We start from the raw sequence: 25,009 nt of genomic DNA, 5'->3' as shown, positions 1-25,009 counted from the left end.
GGTAACACCTGTTTTGGTTGTGACTACATCGGCACTAGGTGTAATTGTTGTCGCTACAGTTGCATCCGTAGCAGTACCGTCATTATTACTAGAAGTCGGATCGCTTGTGGTAGAAGTGCTCTTGGCGGTATTACTAAGAGTGCCTGATGCTGGCAATGGTAAAGTTACTGTTCGCGTCGTATTTGCAGCATTTGCTAAGCTAATACTCGGCCAAGTAATGATACCTGTTGCTGAATTATAACTACCACCATCTGAGGGTACTACTCCTGTTAAACCTGTGGGTAAAGTATCAGTAATTACCACACCATCAGCCGTTGATGGCCCATTATTTGTGGTGGTGATTGTGTAGGTGACATTGGCTCCGGCTGTGCCTGCAGTAGCTCCTGTTTTGGTTGTGACTACATCGGCAACAGCAGACGAGATTGTAGTAGTAACTTGGGCATTAGCAGCCGTGCCATTATTATTCGCAGAAGTGGGGTCAAAAGTTGTCGCGGTACTGAATACCTTATTAAGGAACGGGCCACCAGCAGCAGGTGCAGTAGCAATTAAGTCGTAAGTGACACTCTGACCACTAGCTAAAGAGGCAATGCTAGGCCAAGTAACAACTTTTGTCGTAGCGTTAAAAGTGCCACCATCTGTCGCGCTACTGAAGGTTAACTCAGCCGGTAGCGGATCTTGAATTACGACGTTAGTAGCCGTGTTTGGCCCATTATTTGTAGCAGTAATTTTGTATGTAATAGTGCCGTTAGGTAATACAAAGGCAGGGCCAGTTTTGACAGTTTCAATGTCTGCCTGTTCCGTAGGCTCAGTTAAAGTCTCAACCTTTAAGTTTTTGATTTCATGTATGTTTGTAGCACCTCCAGTTGAACTGGCGAAACCAAATTTGAAGGTAGATGGCGCTGCTCCGTTAGCTGCGGTAACGTCGTAGTTAACAATAGCTGCCTCGCCTGTATCAAGAAAATCTCCATCTCCGTTTAAATCAACATTAACGGAGAGTAAGTTACCTGTTGTTAAGGTAATTTCGGCAGTTCTTTTCGCATCTGCGCGAACAGTACCCGTAGCAGGAACAGCTAAGCCAGGAGAAAGACTACCTGTTCCAGTTAAGTAGTTATATCCTTCTAAGTATTTATCTGCTAGATCTTTCTCTCCCCTTCCTCTAACTGCTATTGAGTTTGGTATCGGGTCATTTGTCGCTCCAAAGCCGCCATTACGCTCTCCACTATTTGGATTGGAAAAGTTGCCAAATTCATCGAATCCAACCCCCAGATAGCCTCCAACTATACCTGGTGTAGGGAGGTTGGTGATGGGGTCGGGATTTTTATTTTGAGCATAGCCCAGAGAACCAGCATATGCACCAGCGGCTGTTGGATTTGCACTTCCATCAATTAAAAAGAAACTAATGCCATCTCCGCCGCCAGGATAGCCACCGACATTGGCACCGCCGTATGAGAAGAAGTCAAAGGTAACTCTAATGCCGGAATTGGAAGGGATAGGGTTGTTATAAATGACAAAAGCTGACTGGTTCCCAGCAACGGAAGTTAAGTTCAAAGCACCGCTGCCAGGAGCATCGACTGTGCCGCCAGTAGTACGGGGAATAACACCAGACGAACCGACTGGTGATGCAGTCAAGTAAGGGTTATTACCACTTCCACCATTACCATAGATCCAAGGCCCAGTAACAGTCGCATCTTGAAATTTTTCTTCAACTAAAATAGCCAGGACAAAAGTATAAGCTTCTAAAGCTTCTTTTTCAAATGCTAAGGAAGATTGAACCTCTCCTGTCGCAAAGTCGAAATCCCAATTACCCCCAAGTGCTACACTCCCAACTAAACTCTCGGAAGCTGCAACTTCTGCTCCTGTCAATTCGCTTAGTTTTCTCACAAAAGCAACGCCTAAGTTTCCGGTCGCTACATTACACGAGACTAAGAGAATATCTCCTCTATTTGCTAGAGCATTTCCCCATTGCTGTAACTGTTTGCTATAGATTTCTAAGTTGCTAATATTCAGTTCTACTGACCCTAGCTCAACTTTGGATTCGCTACCATGAGCAACAATTTGAAGGCTGTCAACTAGGCTATAATCAGCTAAAATTCTAGTGATTTGTTCTATCCCATCCCTCATTGCGTCGAGGATGAATACTTTTGTGCCGAGTTTTACTCCCGCAGCAAGAGTCTGATAATCATCAACTCTTGAATCTATAAAAACAATATCTTTTGTTAGTGCTTTTAATGAGGTGGAATCTGGTTTAGTCAACACTGATTTACTAGCGATATTGTTGCTAAAGCGCTGAGGATTTTGGATGGCAAAGTTGACTTGGGTGGAGATGCTTTTCATGATTTTAATTATCTGGTAGATCCGCTGATGTTGACGCAAAATAACTATCGTAGTAGTTAACAGTAGCTATAAATAGCTGCTATTAAACAAGATTGCCTACGACAAATGACTGAGCGCGTTGCAAAGCAAACCATCGCTCAGTTGTAATAAACAACTCTCAATCTGGTTGATGAAAGTTACATTTTTGCGTGTAAATTCTGATGCTTTTAGAGCATTTATGAGCCTTTGTTTTACTCGCTGGATTTTGTGAACAATAGATCCTTGGTAATTGATAACTACTGTTACCAATTCCACTAATTTTGATGCAAAGGCAAACGTTAGAAAAGGGTAAATTAAGACGCTGTGGACTATGACAGCAGGAAACATAAAAATGGAATCCCGCAACCTGATGGAGTATTTCATTAGATAAATGATCGGCAGTAGATGCCCCAGCTTTAAGCTGGAGGTTTTCTGTTTAGTTTTTTTATAGTAAATGCCCCGATCGAACCCCTGGAAAAAGTTGTAGTAGATATAGCGACCTAATCTTTGCAGATAGCGATTAGCCTGCGATTGACTAGCTGACAAATAATTCTCAAACACCCAAGTAGCGCATCCTCTAAGGTTATTTGAACAAATGTCATCTGGTTTTAGGCTTAGAAGTTAGTCACTATTTTACGTAATCACAGGAGATGCTGAAACTACCAATCTAAATTGGTGCGCTTATTAAGAATAGAATCTAACACAAGCCATAAAACTTGTGCGATCTAGTAAATTTAGCTCAAATTGAAAGTTGAGTGCGTAATTTTCAAAGAGCTTTTACAGACAAGCTTACCCAAACACCCAACAAGTGCAAGCACACCTTAACAAATTTTTTCTCTAAGATTTCACTTCAAACCTGCACCCCACCTAAAATTATAACTTTATGGGATGATCGTCAATAGGTAACTGTTCGTAGGGGAAAGCCTTCAACACCTTGATTATGTACTTTTGTTATTCAAAGGCAGGATGGAAAGCGCTAGACGAGTTAGGAAGGGGAATTAGAGCATAGCGCGGCAAAGTCTTTGTGGGTGGAGCTGCACCTTCTGGCGATCGCAGTACATAGTTTTTAGAGGTTTTCCCCGAAGTACTTACTCCCACAAACAAATACAGTGAGATTGTAAGTGTAGCAGCTAATATTAATTTTTCACGCATTGCAGACTCCTCCTCCAACACCAGATGCTTTTGAGCACCACTCCTCATTTCAACTCCATCATAAGGAAGATGTGGGAATGCTTGACGCGATCGCAGTCAGTTAGGCATTGTGACAGTTATCACGGGCGGATGGGGAGCGGGGGAGATGGGGAGCAGGGGAGCGGGGGAGCAGGGGAGCGGGGGAGCAGGGGAGATGGTGGAGATGGTGGAGATGGTGGAGATGGAACAGGAAAGATAAAGATTTCCCCTCTGCTCCTCTGCCCCTCTGCTCCCCATCTCCTCTGCCCCTCTGCTCCTCTGCCCCTCTGCTCCCCATCTCCTCTGCCCCTCTGCTCCTCTGCCCCTCTGCTCCCCATCTCCCCAGGGAATTGTCCCAAGGAAAGAACAATTAAGCCTCGCAGAAAGGTAGAATTAGCCCGTAGTAGCTTATCTGACACAGTGAGGGTAGCGACAATATGCTTGCATACATTCTGGCCTTGGCGGTCGGTCTTGGCAGTTGCGCCGTTTACATGGCAGCGTTCTTTTTTCCTGAAGTCCATCGTAAGAGCGACTTCATCTGGAGTGGTGTAGGACTATTCTATGCCTTAATTTTATGGGTTTGTGCGGGACGTATTACTGGTGCTGTCCTGCTGGGTCAAATGGCCAGCGTGGCTCTATTGGGTTGGTTTGGCTGGCAAACTTTGACTTTGCGCCGGGAACTCACCCCGGTGGTTCAGCAAACGCCCATTCCCAATCCAGAAATTGCTGGAAAACCGACAGATTTGAAAGCTGTGGGAGGAATCTCCCAAGTGCCGGCACGACTTACCGGCTTATTTGGCAAAAAGAAAGACAAAATTCCGAAAAAACCGACTATTGTTCGGCCACCAAGCTCAGTTAAATCTGAAAGTTCTCCGTCTACAGTAGCTAAGGCTCCTGAGTCTGTAAATGTTACCAGTCGGGAGCAGGAGCAAGTTGGAGCGCGAGAGAATGCGATCGCATCCTTCCAAGAGACAGAAACTCAACCTTCAGCAGTCCCAACTGCGGATGCAATTTCAGAAGCTACCTCTCTTGTAGAAGATGTCGCCAGTCAATTAATAGAAACTGGCTTTGCTACCACTCCCTCAGAAGTAAAGGTAGAAATTAATATTGAAGCAACTGTATACCCAGATGCGATTCCGCCGAATAGCGACGCATTTGATGCAGAAGACGACTTCGCTGAATCAACCCAAAAACCATTACCCTCTGCTTCATCGACAGCTACCACAAAAGCGGTTAAAACATCTGGTGGATTTGGGGGTTTGTTGGCTAATATCAAAAACAGTTTGGGAGGTTTAGGCAGTTTTGGCAAGGGCAAAAGCAAGCCGGCTGATACGGAAAAGAAAGCTAAATCTCCTAAACCTGAACCTCCAATAGCAACATCTCCGACTGTTGACAAACTCGATGACATTTTAGATGCAAATTTAGTTGAGATCGTCCAAGAAGTAGCAGTAGAAGCGCCAAAGGCACAACCTGCTGATACTAAGGCTGAGGAAATCGCAGAAACTCCTTTAGTGCAAACTAGCCCGAAACTGGAAGATTTAATCTCCCCAAGAGAAACTAATGAAAATCCAGGTTTAGATTCCGCCGTTGAACAAACACAGGAAACGGAGCGATCGGGTGAAATTCCTGTTGTTACAAATCCCGAAGCTCTCACAGAAGCCGTAGACGCACTGGAAGCAGACACCCCAGCCCCACCTGTAGAAATAGCACTTTCTCAGTCGCCTCCCCCTGCTGAGCCTTTAGAGTCAGAAGATTCAGCAGAAAAGCCGGAAGAAGGCCCATCTGTTGAGGTTTTGTCGGCAGTAGCACCGGAAAGTGCTTCAGTGGAATCGGTAGCACCGGAAATCGCTGCGGTAGAGGTATCGGAGGCTGAGGCTGGCGATGAGCTTCCCTTAGTTCGACCCAATCCACCCGATCCCAAGCTTGTGGAAGCTGCGAAAAAAGCTGATGAATCTAAGTCTAAAAATAGTGATGATGGACTTACGAATTAACATCTGATACCAAATCCAGCTTAAATATTCCCTTTATTCTTTAGTCCGCGTAGGCGGACTTTGTTTGTTTAGTAGCGGTTTCAACCGCCAAGTAATAAAAATGATAGAAATACGTTTTTAGTTAGTCATTCCGCAAAGCAGAAATCGGGTCTAATAAAGCTGCATTCCGAGCGGGAATTACCCCAGCTAATAACCCAACTGTAAAGGACATTCCGAAACCAGAAGCTACCGACAACAAGGAAATTACAAAGGGAAACTTAAAAATAGTTGCTGCTCCAAAAGCGATCGCAATCCCTAATGTAATACCAATCCCGCCGCCAATGGTAGAAACTACGACTGCTTCTGCTAAAAATTGGCTCAAAATTGCTGAATTAGTAGCGCCTACGGCTTTCCGAATCCCAATTTCTTTAGTTCGCTCCACAACTGAAACCAGCATAATATTAGCAATACCAATGCCGCCAACTACTAAAGAAATTCCTGCGATCGCAACCACCATCACTGTAAATAAACCTACCACATTACTCATAGTATTGACAATTTCCACTTGATTTATAATTCTAAAATCATCAGGTAGAGGCGGGTAAATATTGTGGCGCAAGCGCAAGAGATTAGTTACTTGAAATTGAGCATCATCTAAACTATCTCCCTCATTAGTTTGTAGCCAAAACCCACTAATAGCAACGCCGGCTAAGGCATTTTTACCGACAATCCGAGCCGACATATTAGTAAGGGGAATATAAACTCTGTCATCCTGATCCGTACCACCTACAGATCCTTTTGCTTCCATTACTCCAATTACCTTGTAACGTCCTCCCTGAATGCGGACATCTGAAGAAAGTGCATTAGCACCAACTCCAAATAATTGATCTCGAACATTAGAACCAAGGACAACTACAGGTTTAGCAGCATTCAATTCTTCTTCATTAAAAAACCGGCCTTCTTGCGGGTGAATGTTTTTAACATCGGGATAATATAAATCTGTTCCTAAAATTGCAGTAAATGTATTTTGACCGCTATAAACTACTTGCACTTGACGTTGTAAATAAGCAGTAATTCCCTTAATTGCTGGAGCTTGTCTAGCTGCTTTAGCATCATCCCAAGTAAGAGTAGTAGCAGAACCGCTACCTAGATTAATTCCCCCAGTCCGAGAAGCACCGGAAAGGACTAATAACACATCTGTACCTAAAGCTTTTAACTGTTCCTCAGTAGACTTTTGTACTCCTTGGCCTACGGAAGAAATGGCAATTACAGAAGAAATGCCAATAATTACGCCTAGCATTGTTAAACCAGTACGTAATTTATTATTCCACAGCGCCTCGGTCGCCATGAATAATATTTGAGATGTTGATATTGAACGGGTGCGATCGCGAGTATGCAAACTCATTTTTAATATTCCTATAAACTAATGGCTAATGGCTAATTGCTAATTGCTAATGGCTAATTGCTTAATTAGGACTTACGCAGGGAGCCCTAGAAACCGGGTTTTTTAGAGAATCTTTGGGTCACAACGAAGTATTGTCGTAAAAAAACCCGGTTTCTTTGGTTGGGTGCGTAATTCCTATTAATCTTTCTTCCCCATCCTCCCCATCTTCCCCATCTCCCCCATCTCCCAATCTCCCTCTCCCTGCTAACGCAAGCGCGGCCCAGGCTGCAAACCAGGAATACCTGATGATGGACTGGGGGAGCGACGAGCTCTGGAACTGGGCGGAGAGCTAATAAAAATTTTTTCATTTCCCTTTAATCCAGAGCGAATTTCTGTTTTATCATTAACTGTAATTCCAGTCACTATCGGAGTGAATTTAGGTTTCATATTTTCGTCGGCAACAAAGACTCCTGTGCCATTTTCTTGGCGGACGATCGCAACTGTCGGTACGACCACAGCATCTTTTAGTTCCCCGACTTTAAACTCTACATTGGCATTCATTCCAGAGCGGAGTAACCCTTGGGGGTCATCAATAATTCCCACTTTGACTTCAAAACTGGTGACGTTTTGCTGGACAATTGACTGGGGTGAGATTTGATTGACTTGACCTGTAAATGTTTTGCCGGGATAGGCATCAGCTTGAATTGTCACCTCTTGCTTAAGCCGGATTTGGGAAATATTAGTTTCGGCTACATTTGCGACTACTTGATTTGTGGAAGCTAAGGACAAAATAGAAGAAGAAGTCGCTGAGGAAACAGCACTACCTGCGGTTGTGGGAGTCACAAAAGCACCGGGATCGGCATATTTACGGGTGACAATGCCGCTGAAAGCAGCGCGAATTACAGTATCGTTAATCAGCGCTTCGATGGTTTGGACGCTACCTTTAGCAGAGGCAAGTTGAGCGCGAGCTTGGGCGATGTCTTCTGGGCGGGAACCTGCTTCTAGCAAGGCTAACGCTTCCTGTCTCTGCTGTACTACTGCCCGTGCTTGGGCGATGTCTTCTGGGCGGGAACCTGCTTCTAGCAAGGCTAACGCTTCTTGTCTTTGTTGTACTGCGGCCCGCGCTTGGGCAATTTCTTCGGGGCGGGCACCTGCTTGTAGCAGTGCTAAAGCTTCCTCTGCTTGCTTGACTTGAGTTTGGGCGCGATCGCGCGTAGTACGGGAAGTATTCAAGCTTTGGAGTGCGATCGCGCCTGCTGTATATAGTTCTTGATTTCTTTGTAAGTCATCTCCTGCTTGGCGTAGGGCATATTGAGCATCTGCGAGGCGGGATCTGGCTTGGGCTATGTCTTGCGATCGATTACCATTGATGACTTTTTGCAGGTTAGCTTGTTGTTCGGCTAGTTGCCCTCTAGCTGCGGCAATGTCCTCTGGTCGATTACCATTGAGCAATTTTTGCAGGTTAGCTTGTTGTTCTGCTAGTTGCGCCCTAGCTACGGCGATGTCCTCCGATCGATTGCCATTGAGCAATTTTTGCAGGTTAGCTTCAGCGGAGGCGACTTGTCCTTGAGCTTGGGTAAGTTGGCCTCGGAGGTTGGAGTCATCCATGTATGCCAGCAATTGCCCTTGTTGAACGCGATCGCCCTCTTTGACCAGTAAACTTTTAAGCATCCCCGATGTTTTCGGGCTGACATTGACTGAACGTTCTGGTTGAATTGTGCCATTAGCGGAAACTGCGATCGGTAGGCTCAGCCTTTCTACGGTGACAGTCTTTTGCCCGCGCCGAGTTTCGCTGCTCGGTTTAGCGATCGCCATGCTATAAACGGCATAGCTTCCTACTGTCAGCAATGACAGGATAAGTAGCCCAAGCAGCCCTGAAACAATAGGTTGTTTATGAAAGCGTTTTGCTAAGTCCATATAAAATTAGACTGAGCTGGCACAAAAAACGTTCAATTCATTTCTTAATTTTTCTCAATAAGCTCTGGCGAATATTTCTGGCGAATAGAAATCGCGCCTACACAAACGAAGTCCGCCTGCGCGGACTGTAGAGATTGCAACCCGCGTAGGCGGGTTTTGTATGTGTAGTAGCGGTTTTAACCGCCCCTTTGACAAATAGTGGTCAATTCTCTACCATTGCCTTGTTAGGAAGGTGAAGCATTAACCGACAAAAATTTTATGACAACAGGGAAATTAACCGACAAGGTGGCGTTAGTGACTGGTTCAGCTAGAGGAATTGGTCGGGCGATCGCACTCAAACTAGCTCAAGAAGGTGCATCACTTGTCATTAATTATGCTGGGAGTACGGGTCAAGCTCAAGAAGTTGTAGAGGCGATTGAAGCAGAAGGCGGGAGTGCGATCGCCCTTCAGGGAGACGTGAGTTCTGTTGCCGATATTCAACGGCTATTCGATCGCACAATTGAACATTTTGGTAAAATTGACATTCTGGTTAATAATGCCGGAATCCTGACTAATAAAAAAATTGCTGACTTTACGGAAGCTGAATTTGACAAGATTTTTGCAGTTAACGTTAAAGGGACTTTTTTCGCTTGCCAACAAGCGGCTCAACGCCTAGCAGATGGGGGACGCATCATTAATTTTTCCTCTTCAACTACTTTGATGATGCTGCCAACTTATGGAGCTTATGTTGCGACTAAGGGAGCAGTTGAACAATTGACGCGGGTACTGGCAAAAGAAGTAGGTCAACGGGGAATTACTGTTAATGTTATTTCTCCCGGGCCAATAGATACTACCCTATTTCGAGAAGGAAAAACCGAAGCCCAAATTCAATATTTTGTGCAAGCGTCAGCACTGGGACGATTGGGAGAAGTGCAAGATATTGCCGATATTGTAGCATTTCTAGCAAGCGATGATTCCCGCTGGATTACCGGACAAAATATTCGGGCTAATGGCGGTATCATCTAAACCTGATTTCAGGATAGTTAAACACTGTTTCCCTGCCAATCGGCACACAAAATAAATTATACGACTTATGCAGGAACAAAATCAACATCAAGAGGAATTGAATACCCAACGCATTGAAGCTTCCAGCGACGGTGTTTTTGCCATTGCCATTACCTTACTGATCTTAGAAATCCGCCTCCCACACACGGATGCTACACATCAGAGTGTGGCTACCGCATTAGTTTCTCTTTGGCCATCTTATTTTGCCTACATTTTTAGCTTTGTAATGATTGGGATCTATTGGGTTAATCATCATTACATTTTTAGAATTTACCAGAAGACAGATCATGTGTTTAATCTGCTTAATATATTCTTCCTAATGTGCATCTCGTTTTTACCTTTTCCAACGGCGGTACTAGGCGAACATTTACTAGATGTGAAGGAGCAAAAAACGGTAATAATATTTTATGTATTTGGGTTATTATTACCAGCCGCATCTTGGTTTTTAGTATGGCTCTACGCTTCCTCTCACTATCGGCTGATTGATGGTCGTCTTAGCCCGCATTTTGTTAATTATCTTACCAAGCAATATGGATTCTCGGTAATTTTTTACTTGTTTGCACTCGTTGTCTCAGTGTTTCAGCCAGTAGTTGGTATTGCGATCGCAGTTGGGTTAACATTTTTGTATTTACTGCCGTCAAAACAACCAGTATATCGAGAGCCACCTACTCTTTAATCAGTCTTTGCGCCTGCGGTATTTTGGATAACATTTTTATCGTTATGCTTAGACGATTCAGAAGGTTAGTTATACCATTGCATCGTTGACATATCCTGCTAAATTCCTCTAATTATGTGCATTGCCACAACTGCAAAAAAAGAGCGCACTATGTATTTTAATACTCTACAGACTTGCTAGCACCATAATGCTTTAAAAGGGCTATTACTTCATCAAATTGTTGACCTTTTTTATGCCCTTCTAATTTTCCCAACTCTGCGTACTCAAGAGGATTTAAATAATCTGTAACTCTCACATGAATATCTGCATTTGCTTCTAGCAAGACCCGAACAATTTCTAAATTCCCGTCATAAGCGGCATAAAGGAGTGGATTGAAATATCCTTCACTTGCCCTTTGATTCACATTTGCTCCGGCTGCAATTAACAATCTAGCAATCTCAAGATGTCCTTGAGATGCAGCTTGACATAAAGCTGTAGTTTCGCATACACTAAAATTGACATTAACATTTTCTTGAAGCAAAGATTTGACCTTTTTAATGTCACCCTTTGTCACACATTTAATCAATTCAACTTCTTTAAGCCCTTCTTGAGATGCACCCGCTTGCTTAAAGATATTAGCAGGTTTAGATAGTTCTCTAAACTCTGCTATCATCAATGCTGTATTACCATCGCAATCGCGTATATTCAAGTCTGCACCAGCTTCGATCAAGGCTTCGATCGCACCAATATCCGAATATCCCAAGGCGTGCATTAAAGCTGTCTGCCCTTGACTATCCTGCTGATTCACATTCGCTCCTCGTTGAATAAGCAGACGCACCATCTCAGGTCGATTGGTAGCAAAAAACGTACTAACTGCCTCCATTAACGGAGAGTTGTCAGCCAGTCCCTCATCGGTTTCATCAGGCAAATTGGGATTTGCCCCAGCATCTAACAAAGCCTGAATGATGGGAATTTGACCCATTTGAATTGCTAACGACATCGCGGTGCGATTGCAAGAGCCGATACTATTAACATCTGCACCACTGGCAATTAAATTTTGAACCTTTTTAAGATTGCCATCCATAGTTGCATCAATTAGCTTTTCAACGGCTTTATTTTGCTCTCTAGTTTGTCTTCTGATCGTTTTTGCCATTTTTTGTTCGGCATCGCGATCGCCTATGGCACGAATCCGATCGGAAACCAGAGGATAGAGAAACTCGTATATATCACGGTAAACGCCCTTAGCTGCCAACATCAAAGGTGTTTCTCCCTGGCTCCAGGCATTTACATCAGCCCCTCTTTCAACTAACAGTTGAACAACTTGTAAATGCCCTGCAAAAGACGCAGCCATTAGTGCAGTCCAATTGTCTTCTTCATATCCTTCAATCTCAGCACCCGCATCAAGTAATAGGCGAACAATCTCCAGATGTCCCTCTTCAGCCGCAGTATGCAATGGCAATTTGTCAAACCCACGATTAACATTTGCCCCTACTGCAATCAACTCTTGCACAATCTCTACATGACCTTTGTGGGCAGCAATCACAAGCACGGGAGTTTGATACCAGGCGGATGGATTTGGATTTGCGCTAGCCTGAAGTAGGATTCTAACCGTATCAATATCACCCTTTAGAACTGCTGCTTCAAGTGGTGTACTTGCTAACTCATCATCTTGACAATCTTCTCGATCGCTATCATCTTCATCGTAATCGTTGTCTTTGTCTTCAGACACCGCTTCTTGTGAAATTTTTATCTGACCATCTATTCCATTCTCTGAAGATCGATCCGATTTATCTGATATATTATCCACAATAGAAATAAAACCATCGTAAAAATTTTTTACTTCTTCAGGAGCCTCCGTTAAAGCTTGGGTAATTAAAGTGCCAAGATTCTGTCCACCAGGTAGTTGTGGGACTGAGATGCTTGGGTTTAAGACTAATGGCTCTGGTTCTGGGTTAATTTTTGCTCCTGCGGAGATTAGTAGCTCTATGATTTTTGAGTTGCCAATACTGGCAGCTAAAGTTAAAGCAGTCTGTCCTTTAACGTCCTTTTGATCGAGATCGAGACCTGATACAAGGAGTTGTTTAATTTGTTCAAGATCAGATATTTTAATGGCGGAAAATAATGCTTGTATTCCCTTGCTTGCTTCTCTCACGCTATTCTCCAGTTTAAATTGAAGTATCGGATTAGACTTGTACTCAACCAATATATCTAAATAACTATGCAGGCTACAAACTGAGTTTAATCAAGTATATTCTCATTACTTTCTGTTAGAATAAACACCCCGCCCATAAATTGCAAATCCACCGTATACAAATGCTGGCAAGATCAATACAATCCACCATTTGCCTAATAGCGGCCATTTATTAGCATCTGTTTCTGGATCGAGAGTGTAGGCAATCCAGACCCCAAGTGCAGTTCCGATAACTCCAATGACATGAATGTAAAAAGGGCATTTGAAGCCAGCTTTCCACCATGTCACTAGACCAGATACCAATATTATGAGTACAAGGCCGACTCTAATTACTTCCATATCGCACGATCTCTGTAGATAATAATTATCCTCCTTGATTATATCCAGGCCATTACGGGGGTGACTCCTTCTAACTTCTACCGTCTGCCTTCGGCCTTGTGCGATCGCACCCCTACACAAAGCTATTGACACCCATCAGCATACCCCTGAGCTTGACCCCTGAAATTAATCTGCTCAATATCCCCAAAAGCGCTAAGATAAAAGCAAAACCAGCTTTGTAACATCTTGAGCATCCGGCTGTGACAGAACTAAAATCCTATAAAGATACCGTAAACCTGCCCAAGACTAAGTTTGATATGCGTGCCAACGCTGTCAAACGGGAACCTGAACTGCAACAATTTTGGGCAGATCAACATATATACGATCGCCTGTCACAGAACAATCCGGGTGAGTTGTTCATTCTCCACGACGGGCCACCCTACGCTAACGGGCAACTCCACATCGGCCACGCCCTGAATAAGATTCTTAAGGATACGATTAACCGCTACCAAATGCTGCAAGGTAGGAAAGTCCGTTATGTCCCTGGATGGGATTGTCACGGTCTACCAATTGAGCTGAAAGTCTTACAGGATATGAAGCCTGCCCTTCGGCAAAAGCTGACTACGATCGAACTTCGTCGCCAAGCGCGGGATTTTGCGATCGCTACGATGGAACAGCAACGGGAAGGGTTTAAGCGTTATGGCATTTGGGGAAACTGGGAACACCCTTATTTGACGTTAAAACCAGAATACGAAGCAGCACAAATCGGCGTTTTTGCCCAAATGGTGCTTAAAGGTTACATCTATCGCGGGATGAAACCGGTACACTGGAGTCCTAGTTCTAAGACGGCTTTGGCTGAGGCAGAATTGGAGTATCCCGAAGGTCACACTTCTCGCAGTATTTATGTTGCTTTAGCGATCGCGAAGTTGGCAAAGTCGGCAAAGGCGCTGACTCCTTATCTGCCGAATCTCCACTTAGCAGTCTGGACAACTACGCCTTGGACAATTCCCGCCAACCTAGCTGTAGCAGTCAATCCCGACTTGACTTATGCAGTAGTAAAATTCTCAGGGGAAGGATTGAGCACCAATGGCGCTCAAAATTCGCCAGAGAGTGAAGAATTGAGTGCAATTGAACTCAAAAAAACGCCAGAGAATAAAGAGTTAAGTACCAAGGTAGAAAAAACTCTGATCGTGGCCGCTGACTTGGTAGAAAAATTGTCAGCTACCTTAAATACCAAACTAGAGGTACTGGCTACCATCCAAGGCAAAGATTTAGAAAAATCTACCTACAAACATCCCCTATTTGACCGCATAAGTCCCGTTGTAATCGGCGGCGACTACATCACGGCGGATTCTGGTACGGGTTTGGTACATACCGCGCCGGGACACGGCCAAGAAGATTATCAAGTAGGTCAACGCTACGGTTTACCTTTACTCTCACCAGTTGACGATAATGGTAATTTCACCGCAGAAGCGGGACAATTTGAGGGTTTGAACGTCCTTGGCGATGGCAATGGCGCGGTAATTGATGCTCTGGCCGGGGCCGGTGCTTTAATTAAAGAAGAAGTTTACGCTCACTCTTACCCCTACGACTGGCGGACGAAAAAGCCGACAATATTTAGGGCGACGGAACAGTGGTTCGCGTCGGTGGAAGGATTTAGAGAAGCAGCGCTAAAAGCGATCGCGGATGTGAAGTGGATACCCGCCCAAGGCGAAAATAGAATTACCGCAATGGTAAGCGATCGCAGTGATTGGTGCATCTCCCGTCAACGCAGTTGGGGCGTACCTATCCCTGCATTCTACGACGAAGAAACCGGGGAACCCTTGCTGAATGAAGAAACGATCGCTCACGTACAGGCGATCTTTGCACAAAAAGGTTCCGATGCTTGGTGGGAATTGCCAATAGAAGAATTATTGCCAGAATCCTATCGGAATAACGGCAAAACCTATCGCAAAGGTACAGACACAATGGATGTCTGGTTTGACTCCGGTTCCTCTTGGGCCGCCGTTGCCAAAGGCCGAGAAGAATTGCACTATCCTGCTGAAATGTATTTAGAAGGATCGGATCAACATCGCGGCTGGTTTCAATCCAGTTTACTTACTAGCGTTGCTAATAATGGCATTGCTCCTTATAAAACTGTTTTAACACACGGTTTTGTATTGGACGAACAAGGCCGCAAAATGAGCAAATCTCTGGGTAATGTCGTCGATCCTGCCGTTGTTATCAATGAATATGGTGCTGATGTCTTGCGGTTGTGGGTATCTTCCGTAGACTATTCCGCAGACGTGCCCTTGGGTAAAAACATCCTCAAACAGCAAGCGGATGTTTACCGGAAAATTCGCAATACAGCGCGGTTTTTATTGGGAAATTTGCACGATTTCGACCCCGCAAAAAATGCAGTTAGTTATGAAGAACTGCCCGAATTAGACCGTTATATGCTGCACCGAATGACGGAAGTATTTACAGAAGTAAAAGATGCTTTTGACAGCTTCCAGTTTTTCCGATTTTTCCAAACAGTGCAGAATTTCTGCGTCGTTGACTTATCGAATTTCTATCTGGATATTGCCAAAGATCGGCTTTATATCAGTGCAGAAGATTCCTTACGCCGCCGCAGTTGCCAGACAGTACTCGCGATCGCGGTGGAGAGTTTAGCAAGGGCGATCGCGCCTGTTTTATGCCACTTAGCAGAAGATATTTGGCAATACATCCCCTATCCCACAGCTTACAAATCAGTATTTGAGGCGGGTTGGGTGCAAATAGATCACCGCTGGCATAACCCAGAATTAGGTAAATCCTGGGAATATTTGCGGCAAGTTCGCGGCGAAGTCAATAAGGTTCTAGAATTAGCCCGCAGTGAAAAGGCGATCGGTGCTCCTTTGGAAGCTAAGGTTTTGCTTTACGTCCCCGATGCGGAAAAACGGGAAAAACTGCAAGCTTTAAATCCGAGCACGGAAGGGTTAGCAGCAAAATATATGCACCCGCATATTGAGGATGAAAAATCAATAGAACTGGAGAAAGAAGTATCAGTAGAACACGGTGAAATAGCAGCAGATAATGCTGCCGATATTGCTAATAGTGAATCCCAACAATCCTTCATCGAACCGAGGGAAATTGTCGAAAAGGTAACAGAATTTATCAGCGATTTACCGAGGTTTTCGGGTCAATTTTTAGCAGAAAATCAGCAAGCTGCCGTTACAGTTATCCTCCTATTTGCAGTGTTTGCAGTTGCAAAAGCAATCGGGGCGGTACTGGATACGATTAATCAAATTCCACTGCTGGGAGAGACATTTGAACTCATTGGTTTTGGATATGCAATCTGGTTTGTTTGGCAACATTTGCTATTTGCAGCTAATCGGCAAGAATTGTCAGAAAAGGTTGAAACTCTGAAAGTAGAGGTATTGGGGAAACAAGCAGGAGAAACTGTTGTTGAGGCGAAAGCGATCGCATCTCAACCAGAGGAGATTAAGGTAGAAGTACCAGCAATCAGCAATACTGCGGAAATTGTATCTCAACTCTCTGCTGTTAAAAAGCCTGCCTCGGCAATCAAAAAACTGCACAATTCTGCGACTGGTAACGGTGTAGACGAGTTGCGCTATCTGTTAATTGCTTCTCAGGTGGAACTTTTAGAAAGTTCTGAAGGTTTAGAGGGAATACCCTACAGCTTTAATTCAGAAGACTTGGGGGTGGGTGTAGTCAAAGCAGACGGGCAAAAGTGCGATCGCTGTTGGAATTATTCTACTCATGTTGGGGAGTCAGAGGAACATCCTTTACTTTGTGAAAGGTGCGTACCAGCATTAGCAGGGCAATTTTAAGTTAATTAGGCATCTCCAAAAATTAGGTTTTTTCAGACAGACTAAGAGTTTGAGATTCTTTTTTGGAGATGTCTATTGATTGCCTAGTTTTTTAACCAGTAGCATATTCGGTTTCTTCTGTCGCAATATGCTTACTCTTCATTCCAAGCACTAAGAAACTCTATTTGATTTTGCATTTCTTCGGCTGACTTGGCAGAAATTAGACTCAAAAGGCGACGCATTTGTTCTCCCACAGAATAATTTTGCTGTCCTAAAATAATTCCTGCATGAGAGTTACCTCTTTCTAGCCAATTGGTATGGATTCTATAAAAATCCCTAGTGTTGAAACTATAAATTACCCTTTGATTCGCAAAAGCCCAAATCAGTTGCTCTTCATCACTGCGAGATAACATCCCTGTTTCCGCCACTGTAATGATAGATATCTACACCACGACTTTCTAAAGCTTGTAATAGTTTTTTGCTGCGGGAATCTTCATCTAAGTAAAGACGAATTTGGCTCATGCTATTGCCTACATTTTTAGCTTATTTAATCCTGTTAAACGCTCATATTCTGCTTTTTCAGCCGCTAAATCGGCTTCTATTTCCGCTCGATTTGCGTGATAATAAGTTAGTGCAGCATAAACTTGTGCTAAGGTGAGATGATCCAAATCGGCTGCTATTTCTTCAGCATTATTGCCTTGTTTGTATAAGGCGGCAATTCGCTGTACTGATGTGGCAGTTCCTGCTATGATAGGGATGCCATTGCGAAGGTGCGGATCGCGGATAATTAAAGTGCCAATATCAGTTAAAGTTGGCATTATGGGAATCTGGGGTTAAAGATTAGGATTTAATTATACCATAAATTTATTAAATTTTTGAGCTATACTAAACTCAGCATCCTCAATCCGTTAACAGTTATGGTACAACAATTACCCGCTGAAACTGTAGCAGAAATCATCTATCCAGACTGCGACGGTGAACCAATGGCAGACAATACTAAACAATTTCGCTGGATTGTTACCATTAAAGAAAATTTAGAAATTTTGTTTGCTAATAATCCAGATGTTTTTGTTGCAGGTGATTTACTCTGGTATCCCGTTGAGGGAAATAATAAGATTCGCCTAGCTCCCGATGCAATGGTAGTTTTTGGTAGACCAAAAGGTGACAGAGGTTCCTATAGACAATGGGAAGAAGATAACATAGTACCCCAAGTTGTTTTTGAAATTCTCTCACCGGGAAATCGAGCCGGGAAAATGATGGATAAACTTTTGTTTTATCAACGGTATGGAGTTAGAGAATATTACATTTATGACCCGGATGATATAGAATTAGTTGGATCGATCCGTTCTGGAGATTGGTTAGAGAGTATTCCAGAGATGAATGGTTGGGTGAGTCCGCTGTTAGGAATCCGTTTTCAACTGACAGAAAATAACTTGGAAATTTATCGACCAGATGGCCAAAAGTTCCTCACTTCTGTAGAATTGGATGGACTTCGAGAACAGGAAAGGCAAGAGAAAGAATTTGCTCAAGCTCAAACTGAATTAGAACGGCAACGAGCAGAGGAAGCTATTGCTCAACACGAACAAGAACGACAGCGTTATCAAGCTTTACTCGAACAATTACGCCAGGGAGGGATAGACCCTGAAAGCCTCCCTAAACCGAAAAGTTAATAAATAACTGCACGTTTGGTTATAACGAAGTATTTAGTAAAAAATCCGGTTTTTGAACCCCCATTAACAGTAATCAATCTTCCCTAAGTGTTCTACAAGATTAAGAAGCAGGAGGATTTGCTATGTCAATCACTGTCCAAGAAGTTTACGATCGCGTTCTTTCTACCCTTTCGCCAACCGAGAGATTACGCTTGGCAACTCTTATTCTCAACGATTTGGTGCAGCAAAATCTATCTATCGTCGATGAAAGTGAGACTTGGAATGAAGAAGATAAACTTGATGTCACCACATTTTCTTTGCAGTACGCTAGCGCCCTTTTTCCTGAAAACGAGGAGATGTAATAGTGTCTTTTAATCCTGGTGATGTGGTGACAGTAGATTTTCCTGGTGTCACTGGCATTAAACGTCGTCCGGCGGTAATTCTATCATCAGTTATATATAAATCAGTTAAAGTTGGCATGGATTAATTTGGGGTTAAATGTTATAATTTAATTTTAGCATAAATTACTTTGCAGTTAGCTAACGGCTAGGAGGTTTTATTTTATGCAATCGCTCAATTTTGCAGATATCCAACCTTTTGTAGATAATCCCGAACAGTTAATCACTCAACCTATAAGTTTTCAAATATCAGTTGCTAATTATCTCTTAACGCCGCGCAACTTGTTAGAAGTGCTGGTAAATAGTTCAAATTGCCAAGTAGCGGAAGCTGCAAGACTCCATGTAAATTGGGGAGGAGAAATAGTAGAAAATTGGGAAGATGTGGCAGATGCAGTGTTGCGAAATGCTCAACTAGAACAAAATGATAGACTCGCAGTAGAATTGCTTAAATTTGCTCCGGTTCCCGACTATTTTCTAAGCGAATGGGTTCCGGCAAATCCCCTCTTGGAAGGACTTCGCAACCCCTATTTACCTACTCGGTTTCGCATCAAAATATTGGAGCGTTTGGCGAGAGAACCTTCACTAGAACCGCGTCTTCAGATGGCAGAATTGGCGGATGCACCTTTAGCAATTTTAGAGCAATTAGCGGGCGATTTGGAGTTACCAATTCGCCGAGCAGTTCAGTATAATCCCAATTGTCCGACAGAGTTAATTCTGCGTGTGGAAAGTCAGCACAATGCTGCTCAAGATTGGAATACAGAGCCGCAACAGTTGGCGATTTTAGGAGAGAGTAGTTGGTCTTGGGTGCGTTTAACAGTTGCTCAAAATCCTCATACGCCGCCAGAAGTATTGGTGAAGTTGGCGGGTGATACTGATGAGAAAATTCAATTAGCAGTAGCTCGTAACCCTGCATCGCCAGAAGGCGCGATCGTTATGCTGGCTAATCATTCCGAAAACTCGGTTCGGGATGCTGTGGCGAAACATCCTAACGCTTCCGAAGCAACTTTGCTGCAATTACTTCCTAACTACCGCAATGTTATTATCAACAGAAATAACCTACCTATCAGCGTTTTAGAACAATTAGCTGGCGATCGCAACCTGCACTACTCGCTGCTTAAACAGCCAAACCTACCAGGAACGATCTTGGCACAAATGCTTGATAGCTCATCTGAATCTAATCGTGCGAAAATTGCCGAACATCCGCAAGTTTTAGCGAGTACCTTAGAGCAATTGGCACGAGATGCCGATCCTAAAGTGCGGTTGGCGGTAGCACAAAATCTCAATACACCTGATGCTTTGCGATCGCAGCTTTTACAGCAGTTGGCAACTGAGTCTGACGAGAAGATTCGCGTCGCGATCGCCGCACACCCAAGTACCCCTATTCCCATTTTAGAATTTGTGACTTCTACCATCTACGGCGGCGATATATGGGAAAGACTCCATCAATACATTTCCTACGAACCCCAAATGCGAGGAATCCGCCCCCTGCTTAACATTGGATCGCCATCTCAGTTATTGTTTTGGCTAAATCAAAAAGATCCCAGCTTATGCGAACCAATTTTGCAACAGTGGGAAAAAATCCTTCCCATTCTAAGCCAACGGAAACTTCAGGAGTTGCATAGAGTGTCAGCAGCTATGATTGGGATGTCCGGCGACGTAGAAATAGCGACAGAGGTAAATTCAATCCTCCGACAGCGGCTCGATCTACTCCCTCTTTACGGTTTGCTGATGACGCTATCTTGGCGCAATAATCGGAGAGACCGTTCTCTTTTAGTCGCTCTTGCAGGTAATCCCAATACTCCGCCAAGCGCACTAGCAAAATTGCAGCAAATAGATCCTCAAGCGGAGTCCGGGAATTGGAGGGTGCGCGTAGCTTTAGGGTATAACCCCGCGATTTCAGAAGCACAGCGAATCGAATATTTGCAACAGGCGATCGCTTCTGGTTGGCGCGATATCAGGGAAGCGATCGCCAAAAATCCCAATACCCCCGTATTTATTCTCGAACAACTTGCCCAGCAGGGTACAGGTATGGTACAGGCGATCGCAGCTAATCCCAATGCTCCCGTCAGTATATTGAGACAAGCAGCCCAACAGGACAACCCTTACACTCTGGAACTGTTGGCAAAAAATCCCAGTACGCCGATAGATATCTTAGAAGAACTTGGTCTTAAAAAGGGAAAAAACGGCGTTCAAGAGGAAGCTTTCAAAAATCCAAATCTAGATCCGCTAATCGTCGATCGGATTGAGTTAGAGTCGCAAGCAGCAGAAGAAATAGCCAAAGCTAATGAATTATTCGCCAGTCGGCTACACAGTCCCTACGCGATCGCACAGGTACTCAGGAACGGCGATCTAGCTTCCCGCATGAAAATTGCCCGCGATTATAGAACGCCCGTTAATATCCTAGAGCAGCTAACCAGAGATGCTGATGAAAGCGTCCGGGAATGTTTGGCAGCAAATCCCAACTTACCCTTGACAAGTCGCCTAGAATTAACCCGCGATCCGAGTTTTAAAGTCCGCAGTGCCCTGGCAAGGAAGCAATTCAACAGACCAACCCCTGTTGAAGTTTTAGAACAGCTAGCCAATGATGAGTCAGAAGGTGTTAGAGCATTGGTTGCTGAAAACCCAGAAACTCCCGCAGAAATTTTAGTGCAATTGGCGAATAATTCCAACCGCGAAATCAAGAATAAAGTAGTCGCTAACCGTAATACGCCTGTGGAGATTTTGGAGCGATTGGGGTTGCAAGAAGGGATTTTTAATGCCTCTAACCCCAATACTCCCGGCAGCGTTCTAGCAGAGGCCGCGAGTCGCGGCCAATCTAATCCCAAAGTGCTAGCCGATTTGCTGAAACATCCGGTTGAAGGTTCCCAAATGCCTGCCAGCACCTTAGCACGATTAGCCAATCACAGCCCTAATTCCATTCGCTATCTAGTGGCACAGCATCGCAATACCCCGCCAATAGTTCTAGAACAATTAGCTAGCAATTCTGACTTGGCTACTATCCGTATAGTAGCGAGCAAGGCAAATACTCCTGCAAGCGTTTTAGAGCGACTAGCTGAGCATCAAGACTATACCGTTCGCTACAACGTTGCCCTCAATCCCAATACCCCTGATACTGCCTTAGAATTGCTGGCTAGATTTAACCACAGTGAAGCCAATGCTCCCTCAGATACAAAGAATGCCTTAAAAACAATGATGGCGGGTGCTGACAAAAATCAAATTCGGATATTTATCGCCAGCAATCCCCGCACTCCTTTAGCGGCTTTAGAAATGCTTGCTAACAGGGAATTTCTCAGAGAGGAGAGTGCAACTCCCTCGACTGACCATTCAATGTTTTTTCCCAGAAGAACTGATGAGGAGGTACTGGAAGCTTTGACCAGGAATCCTAATCTAACTCCTGAGCTTTTGGAACGCCTAGCTAGAGATCCGAGTCCCAATGTCCGCAGTAAACTGATTCATAATCCCAACATTACTCTGGAACTTTGGGCGCTGTTAGCTAGGGATGAAGATGTTGCTGTGCGGCTGGAACTAGCAGAGCGATCGCACTGCCCCATTACAATTTTGGAAGCATTAGCCAGCGATGAAAATAAGGACGTTCGCCAGAAAGTAGCCGCCAATCGCAACACGCCAGCGCCAGCATTAGAAATCTTGGCAACTGACGCAGATGCTGCGGTTCGTACCGCTGTCGCCGCCAATCGCAACACACCTGTGCCAGCTTTGGAACAATTGGCCCAAGATCGAAGAGTCGAAGTTCGCCTCGCCGTATCTCGAAATCCCAATAAGCCTGCATCTGTGGGAGAATCGCTCAGGGAATTGCAGCCACCGACTCGCCAGGTTAGCCCCACCCTGCGCGGACTCAGCCGCATATACAATCCCAATACTGACGATCTCCCGTCACTGCTTTCTGAATACGTCCAATCTTCCAGGCCCTTTGTCAGGTTTGTAGCATTAATGCACCCCCTGACTCCTGCTGAGGCGCTGCGTCAGGGTTCCGAGTCGGCATCTTGGCTAGAGCGGTATGCTGTTGCTAACAATCCAGCTACTCCGCCAGAGATTCGTCAGCTACTCGCTGAAGATAGCAACCGCATTGTCCGAGCTACGGGTAAAGCTTATCTCTGAATATTAATTAGTTTGGAATTTTGTCAACATGAAATTGGAAACTGAACAACTACTAGGCACTTTAGAGGTTTTATGCAAATATATCAACAGCGAATTGTTTTGCGAAATTGAAGAAAATACCGATGAATATCCCACCCGCGCTTTCTTTTGGGAAAATGAGGAACAAGCCGAATTTAATGTGTTTAATCTGACAATTGCTAATGGCTTATCCCGACTTACTGATGTAGAATTAGCAATAGAAAGTTGGCAAGCTACAGAGCGCAGAGGAAAAGCATTTAAGAACAGCATTTACTCGCCAGATTGGGAAGAAAGCGATAATATATTGGATGCTGAGACAGAAGCGGAGAGAGCAGAAAAGTATCAATCTCTCTGGCAATTACTCAATTCAAATTTAAGAGATATTCAAGCTTTTAATCTCAGCGCTCACCACCGATATTTAAACTTTTGCGTTATTATTGGCAAAACAGAGGACGGTGACTGGATCTGTTTAACTCCCACTATGGCTAACCAATTTAACTTTCGCGATGTCCGCGCTCCTAATTACAATGAGGCGCAAACGCTATGCGATCGCTCTCTAGGAGAAACTACTTTAGCATTAGCTACTCAAGTTCAAAGAATTCTTGCTCAATTAACTCCAATCAGTATTCATGGATACGACGGCGGTGGCTACAAATATACTTATGAACATAAAATTGTCTGTGCGGCTGGCACTACAAAAGCTCTAGCTTTTGAAAAAGCTTTACAGGTAGCAAAAATGCTAATAGTTACAACTTCCAATCTTGATTATTATATACCAAATACATCAGAAAAACAGAGGCTAATCGACTTTATAAATTTAAAATTACGCCATCTCAAATTTTATACACTTTGTTTTTGGGATATGGGTTACATTTACAAAATTGGTCAAGCTGCAACAGGAGAGTGGCTGGGTATCAATGCGATCTCTGATTTTGAATACAGGGGATAGAGACATTGTGTTAACTATGGGTAAAACCGATCGCTGAATATTAATTAGCTTAGAATTTTTTGTCAATATGAAATTGGAAACAGAACAGCTACTCGCCACTTTAGAAGTTCTCAGCTACTATCCCGATAGCGCTTTCTTTTGGGACACTGAGGAACAAGGCAAATTTAATGTGTTAAATTTGATGAGTGTTAATGGCTTCGCCCGACTCACTGATGTAGAATTAGCAATAGAAAGTTGGCAAGTTACAGAGCGCCGAGGAACGGCTAGCAAGGAAGATTTTTATGCACCAGAAAGAGAAAAACGCGATAATATTTTAGATGCCGATACAGAAGCAGAGAGAGCAGAAAAGTATCAATCTCTCTGGCAATTGCTCAAGTCAAATTTAAGGGATATTCAGGCTATTAATATTAGCACTCACCACCAATTACCTGAGTGTTTAAGATTGAGTCATCCCTACTTTAATTTTTGCGTTGTTATTGGTCAAACAGATGACGATGAATGGATTTGTTTATCTCCAACTATTCCCGACCAAGTTGGCTTTCCTAATGCCAGTAGTGATTTTATTTCCGGTGACGCGCAAATTCTGTGCGATCGCTCTTTAGGAAAAAATACTTTAGCACTAGCCTCTCAAATTCAAACAGTTCTTGCTGAATTGACTCCGATCGGCATTTATGGATACTATCACGGCGGCTATAACTATACTTATGAATATAAAATTGTCGGTGCAGCTTCGGCTACAAAAGCTAAAGCTTTTGAGCAAGCTTTACAGGCGGCGGAAATGCTGAGAGTTACAACTTTAAATTCTGTTGATACCATAAATCTGACGAGTAAAAATGAGAAGCTGTTTGAGTTTCTAAATTCAAAATTACGCGGTATCAAAGCTTATCATCTTTCCTTTTGGGATATCGGTTACATTTACAAAATTGGTGAAGCTACAACAGGAGACTGGTTGGGGATCAATGCGATCGCAGAGTTTGAATACAATCCCTAGAGACAGGCTAGATGAAAATGAGACTTCGACTGAACACAATCAACTTGATGTAACGACATTTTCTTTGCAGTCCGCCGTCATTTTTCCTGCAAACGA

General features: G+C 43.8%; 20 protein-coding genes. 11 read left to right on the top strand and 9 right to left on the bottom strand.

The window, feature by feature from the left end:
* On the bottom strand, nucleotides 1–2,334 hold a 2,334-nt coding region (locus OSCI_RS21720), incomplete at its 3' end, for a DUF4347 domain-containing protein (protein ID WP_157135582.1).
* Between the two features lie 969 nt (nucleotides 2,335–3,303).
* On the bottom strand, nucleotides 3,304–3,504 hold the full coding sequence (locus OSCI_RS21710) for a hypothetical protein (RefSeq protein ID WP_234708793.1): 201 nt from the start codon (nucleotides 3,502–3,504) through the stop codon (nucleotides 3,304–3,306).
* Between the two features lie 109 nt (nucleotides 3,505–3,613).
* Here OSCI_RS21710 and OSCI_RS32110 point away from each other — a divergent pair, with 109 nt between their 5' ends.
* A complete protein-coding gene (locus OSCI_RS32110; protein ID WP_019486956.1) occupies nucleotides 3,614–3,742 on the top strand; it encodes a hypothetical protein in 129 nt (42 codons plus the stop codon).
* Nucleotides 3,743–3,959: 217 nt separating this feature from the next.
* Nucleotides 3,960–5,513: a Ycf66 family protein gene (locus OSCI_RS21705; RefSeq protein ID WP_007357298.1), complete on the top strand. Its 1,554-nt coding sequence runs from the start codon at nucleotides 3,960–3,962 to the stop codon at nucleotides 5,511–5,513.
* A gap of 121 nt (nucleotides 5,514–5,634) precedes the next feature.
* On the opposite strand, the gene OSCI_RS21700 is transcribed toward OSCI_RS21705, so the two are convergent.
* Nucleotides 5,635–6,897: an ABC transporter permease gene (locus OSCI_RS21700; protein WP_007357297.1), complete on the bottom strand. Its 1,263-nt coding sequence runs from the start codon at nucleotides 6,895–6,897 to the stop codon at nucleotides 5,635–5,637.
* A 243-nt stretch (nucleotides 6,898–7,140) separates the two neighbouring features.
* On the bottom strand, nucleotides 7,141–8,793 hold the full coding sequence (locus OSCI_RS21695; protein ID WP_007357296.1) for an efflux RND transporter periplasmic adaptor subunit: 1,653 nt from the start codon (nucleotides 8,791–8,793) through the stop codon (nucleotides 7,141–7,143).
* A gap of 258 nt (nucleotides 8,794–9,051) precedes the next feature.
* On the opposite strand from OSCI_RS21695, the gene OSCI_RS21690 reads away from it, so the two are divergent.
* Together OSCI_RS21690 and OSCI_RS21685 are read left to right on the top strand one after the other, a co-directional pair.
* Nucleotides 9,052–9,798, top strand: coding sequence for an SDR family oxidoreductase (locus tag OSCI_RS21690; protein ID WP_007357295.1), 747 nt, complete (start codon nucleotides 9,052–9,054; stop codon nucleotides 9,796–9,798).
* Nucleotides 9,799–9,865: 67 nt separating this feature from the next.
* A complete protein-coding gene (locus tag OSCI_RS21685) occupies nucleotides 9,866–10,513 on the top strand; it encodes a TMEM175 family protein (RefSeq protein WP_007357294.1) in 648 nt (215 codons plus the stop codon).
* Between the two features lie 157 nt (nucleotides 10,514–10,670).
* On the opposite strand, the gene OSCI_RS21680 is transcribed toward OSCI_RS21685, so the two are convergent.
* Nucleotides 10,671–12,695, bottom strand: coding sequence for an ankyrin repeat domain-containing protein (locus OSCI_RS21680; protein ID WP_267879524.1), 2,025 nt, complete (start codon nucleotides 12,693–12,695; stop codon nucleotides 10,671–10,673).
* A gap of 54 nt (nucleotides 12,696–12,749) precedes the next feature.
* Nucleotides 12,750–13,022: a hypothetical protein gene (locus OSCI_RS21675; RefSeq protein WP_007357292.1), complete on the bottom strand. Its 273-nt coding sequence runs from the start codon at nucleotides 13,020–13,022 to the stop codon at nucleotides 12,750–12,752.
* Nucleotides 13,023–13,261: 239 nt separating this feature from the next.
* Between OSCI_RS21675 and ileS the strand changes: the two genes are divergently transcribed.
* The gene (gene ileS, locus OSCI_RS21670; RefSeq protein WP_007357291.1) at nucleotides 13,262–16,813 is read left to right on the top strand and encodes an isoleucine--tRNA ligase; all 3,552 of its coding nucleotides are present in this window, start codon (nucleotides 13,262–13,264) and stop codon (nucleotides 16,811–16,813) included.
* 131 nt (nucleotides 16,814–16,944) lie between these two features.
* Here the strand turns inward: ileS and OSCI_RS21665 are convergent, their stop codons facing one another.
* Genes OSCI_RS21665 through OSCI_RS21660 form a run of 3 tightly spaced genes read right to left on the bottom strand, consistent with a single transcriptional unit; the run spans nucleotide 16,945 to nucleotide 17,610 of the window.
* Nucleotides 16,945–17,205 carry a DUF5615 family PIN-like protein gene (locus OSCI_RS21665; RefSeq protein WP_234708792.1) on the bottom strand — a complete coding sequence of 87 codons (261 nt, stop codon included), beginning with the start codon at nucleotides 17,203–17,205 and terminating at the stop codon, nucleotides 16,945–16,947.
* Nucleotides 17,189–17,314 carry a hypothetical protein gene (locus tag OSCI_RS32105; protein ID WP_007357289.1) on the bottom strand — a complete coding sequence of 42 codons (126 nt, stop codon included), beginning with the start codon at nucleotides 17,312–17,314 and terminating at the stop codon, nucleotides 17,189–17,191. The genes OSCI_RS21665 and OSCI_RS32105 overlap by 17 nt, the downstream gene beginning before the upstream one ends.
* 8 nt (nucleotides 17,315–17,322) lie before the next feature.
* Nucleotides 17,323–17,610: a DUF433 domain-containing protein gene (locus OSCI_RS21660; RefSeq protein WP_007357288.1), complete on the bottom strand. Its 288-nt coding sequence runs from the start codon at nucleotides 17,608–17,610 to the stop codon at nucleotides 17,323–17,325.
* A 99-nt stretch (nucleotides 17,611–17,709) separates the two neighbouring features.
* Between OSCI_RS21660 and OSCI_RS21655 the strand changes: the two genes are divergently transcribed.
* From OSCI_RS21655 to OSCI_RS21635, 6 genes are all read left to right on the top strand, one after another.
* Nucleotides 17,710–18,462, top strand: a complete 753-nt coding sequence (locus OSCI_RS21655) for a Uma2 family endonuclease (RefSeq protein ID WP_007357287.1) — start codon at nucleotides 17,710–17,712, stop codon at nucleotides 18,460–18,462.
* A gap of 122 nt (nucleotides 18,463–18,584) precedes the next feature.
* Nucleotides 18,585–18,803 (top strand): hypothetical protein, encoded by a 219-nt coding sequence (locus OSCI_RS21650; protein WP_007357286.1) that lies wholly within the window; start codon nucleotides 18,585–18,587, stop codon nucleotides 18,801–18,803.
* A gap of 2 nt (nucleotides 18,804–18,805) precedes the next feature.
* Nucleotides 18,806–18,928 carry a hypothetical protein gene (locus tag OSCI_RS32100; protein ID WP_267879525.1) on the top strand — a complete coding sequence of 41 codons (123 nt, stop codon included), beginning with the start codon at nucleotides 18,806–18,808 and terminating at the stop codon, nucleotides 18,926–18,928.
* A gap of 76 nt (nucleotides 18,929–19,004) precedes the next feature.
* A complete protein-coding gene (locus OSCI_RS21645) occupies nucleotides 19,005–22,955 on the top strand; it encodes a hypothetical protein (RefSeq protein ID WP_007357285.1) in 3,951 nt (1,316 codons plus the stop codon).
* Between the two features lie 28 nt (nucleotides 22,956–22,983).
* Nucleotides 22,984–23,922, top strand: coding sequence for a nuclease A inhibitor family protein (locus tag OSCI_RS21640; protein ID WP_007357284.1), 939 nt, complete (start codon nucleotides 22,984–22,986; stop codon nucleotides 23,920–23,922).
* Between the two features lie 67 nt (nucleotides 23,923–23,989).
* Complete coding sequence (locus OSCI_RS21635) at nucleotides 23,990–24,913, top strand: hypothetical protein (RefSeq protein WP_007357283.1); 924 nt, start codon at nucleotides 23,990–23,992, stop codon at nucleotides 24,911–24,913.
* Nucleotides 24,914–25,009: the final 96 nt, after the last annotated feature.

The organism is Kamptonema sp. PCC 6506, from assembly GCF_000180455.1.
GTDB lineage: Bacteria > Cyanobacteriota > Cyanobacteriia > Cyanobacteriales > Microcoleaceae > Kamptonema > Kamptonema formosum.
This window is presented reverse-complemented; position numbering and strand designations above follow the sequence as displayed.

Bases quoted from the DNA above. Each gene is read 5' to 3' on its own strand.
- OSCI_RS21710 (WP_234708793.1), bottom strand. From the start codon at position 3,504: ATGCGTGAAAAATTAATATTAGCTGCTACACTTACAATCTCACTGTAT.
- OSCI_RS21705 (WP_007357298.1), top strand. From the start codon at position 3,960: ATGCTTGCATACATTCTGGCCTTGGCGGTCGGTCTTGGCAGTTGCGCC.
- OSCI_RS21700 (WP_007357297.1), bottom strand. From the start codon at position 6,897: ATGAGTTTGCATACTCGCGATCGCACCCGTTCAATATCAACATCTCAA.
- OSCI_RS21695 (WP_007357296.1), bottom strand. From the start codon at position 8,793: ATGGACTTAGCAAAACGCTTTCATAAACAACCTATTGTTTCAGGGCTG.
- OSCI_RS21690 (WP_007357295.1), top strand. From the start codon at position 9,052: ATGACAACAGGGAAATTAACCGACAAGGTGGCGTTAGTGACTGGTTCA.
- OSCI_RS21685 (WP_007357294.1), top strand. From the start codon at position 9,866: ATGCAGGAACAAAATCAACATCAAGAGGAATTGAATACCCAACGCATT.
- OSCI_RS21675 (WP_007357292.1), bottom strand. From the start codon at position 13,022: ATGGAAGTAATTAGAGTCGGCCTTGTACTCATAATATTGGTATCTGGT.
- OSCI_RS21665 (WP_234708792.1), bottom strand. From the start codon at position 17,205: ATGTTATCTCGCAGTGATGAAGAGCAACTGATTTGGGCTTTTGCGAAT.
- OSCI_RS32105 (WP_007357289.1), bottom strand. From the start codon at position 17,314: ATGAGCCAAATTCGTCTTTACTTAGATGAAGATTCCCGCAGCAAAAAA.
- OSCI_RS21660 (WP_007357288.1), bottom strand. From the start codon at position 17,610: ATGCCAACTTTAACTGATATTGGCACTTTAATTATCCGCGATCCGCAC.
- OSCI_RS21655 (WP_007357287.1), top strand. From the start codon at position 17,710: ATGGTACAACAATTACCCGCTGAAACTGTAGCAGAAATCATCTATCCA.
- OSCI_RS21650 (WP_007357286.1), top strand. From the start codon at position 18,585: ATGTCAATCACTGTCCAAGAAGTTTACGATCGCGTTCTTTCTACCCTT.
- OSCI_RS21645 (WP_007357285.1), top strand. From the start codon at position 19,005: ATGCAATCGCTCAATTTTGCAGATATCCAACCTTTTGTAGATAATCCC.
- OSCI_RS21640 (WP_007357284.1), top strand. From the start codon at position 22,984: ATGAAATTGGAAACTGAACAACTACTAGGCACTTTAGAGGTTTTATGC.
- OSCI_RS21635 (WP_007357283.1), top strand. From the start codon at position 23,990: ATGAAATTGGAAACAGAACAGCTACTCGCCACTTTAGAAGTTCTCAGC.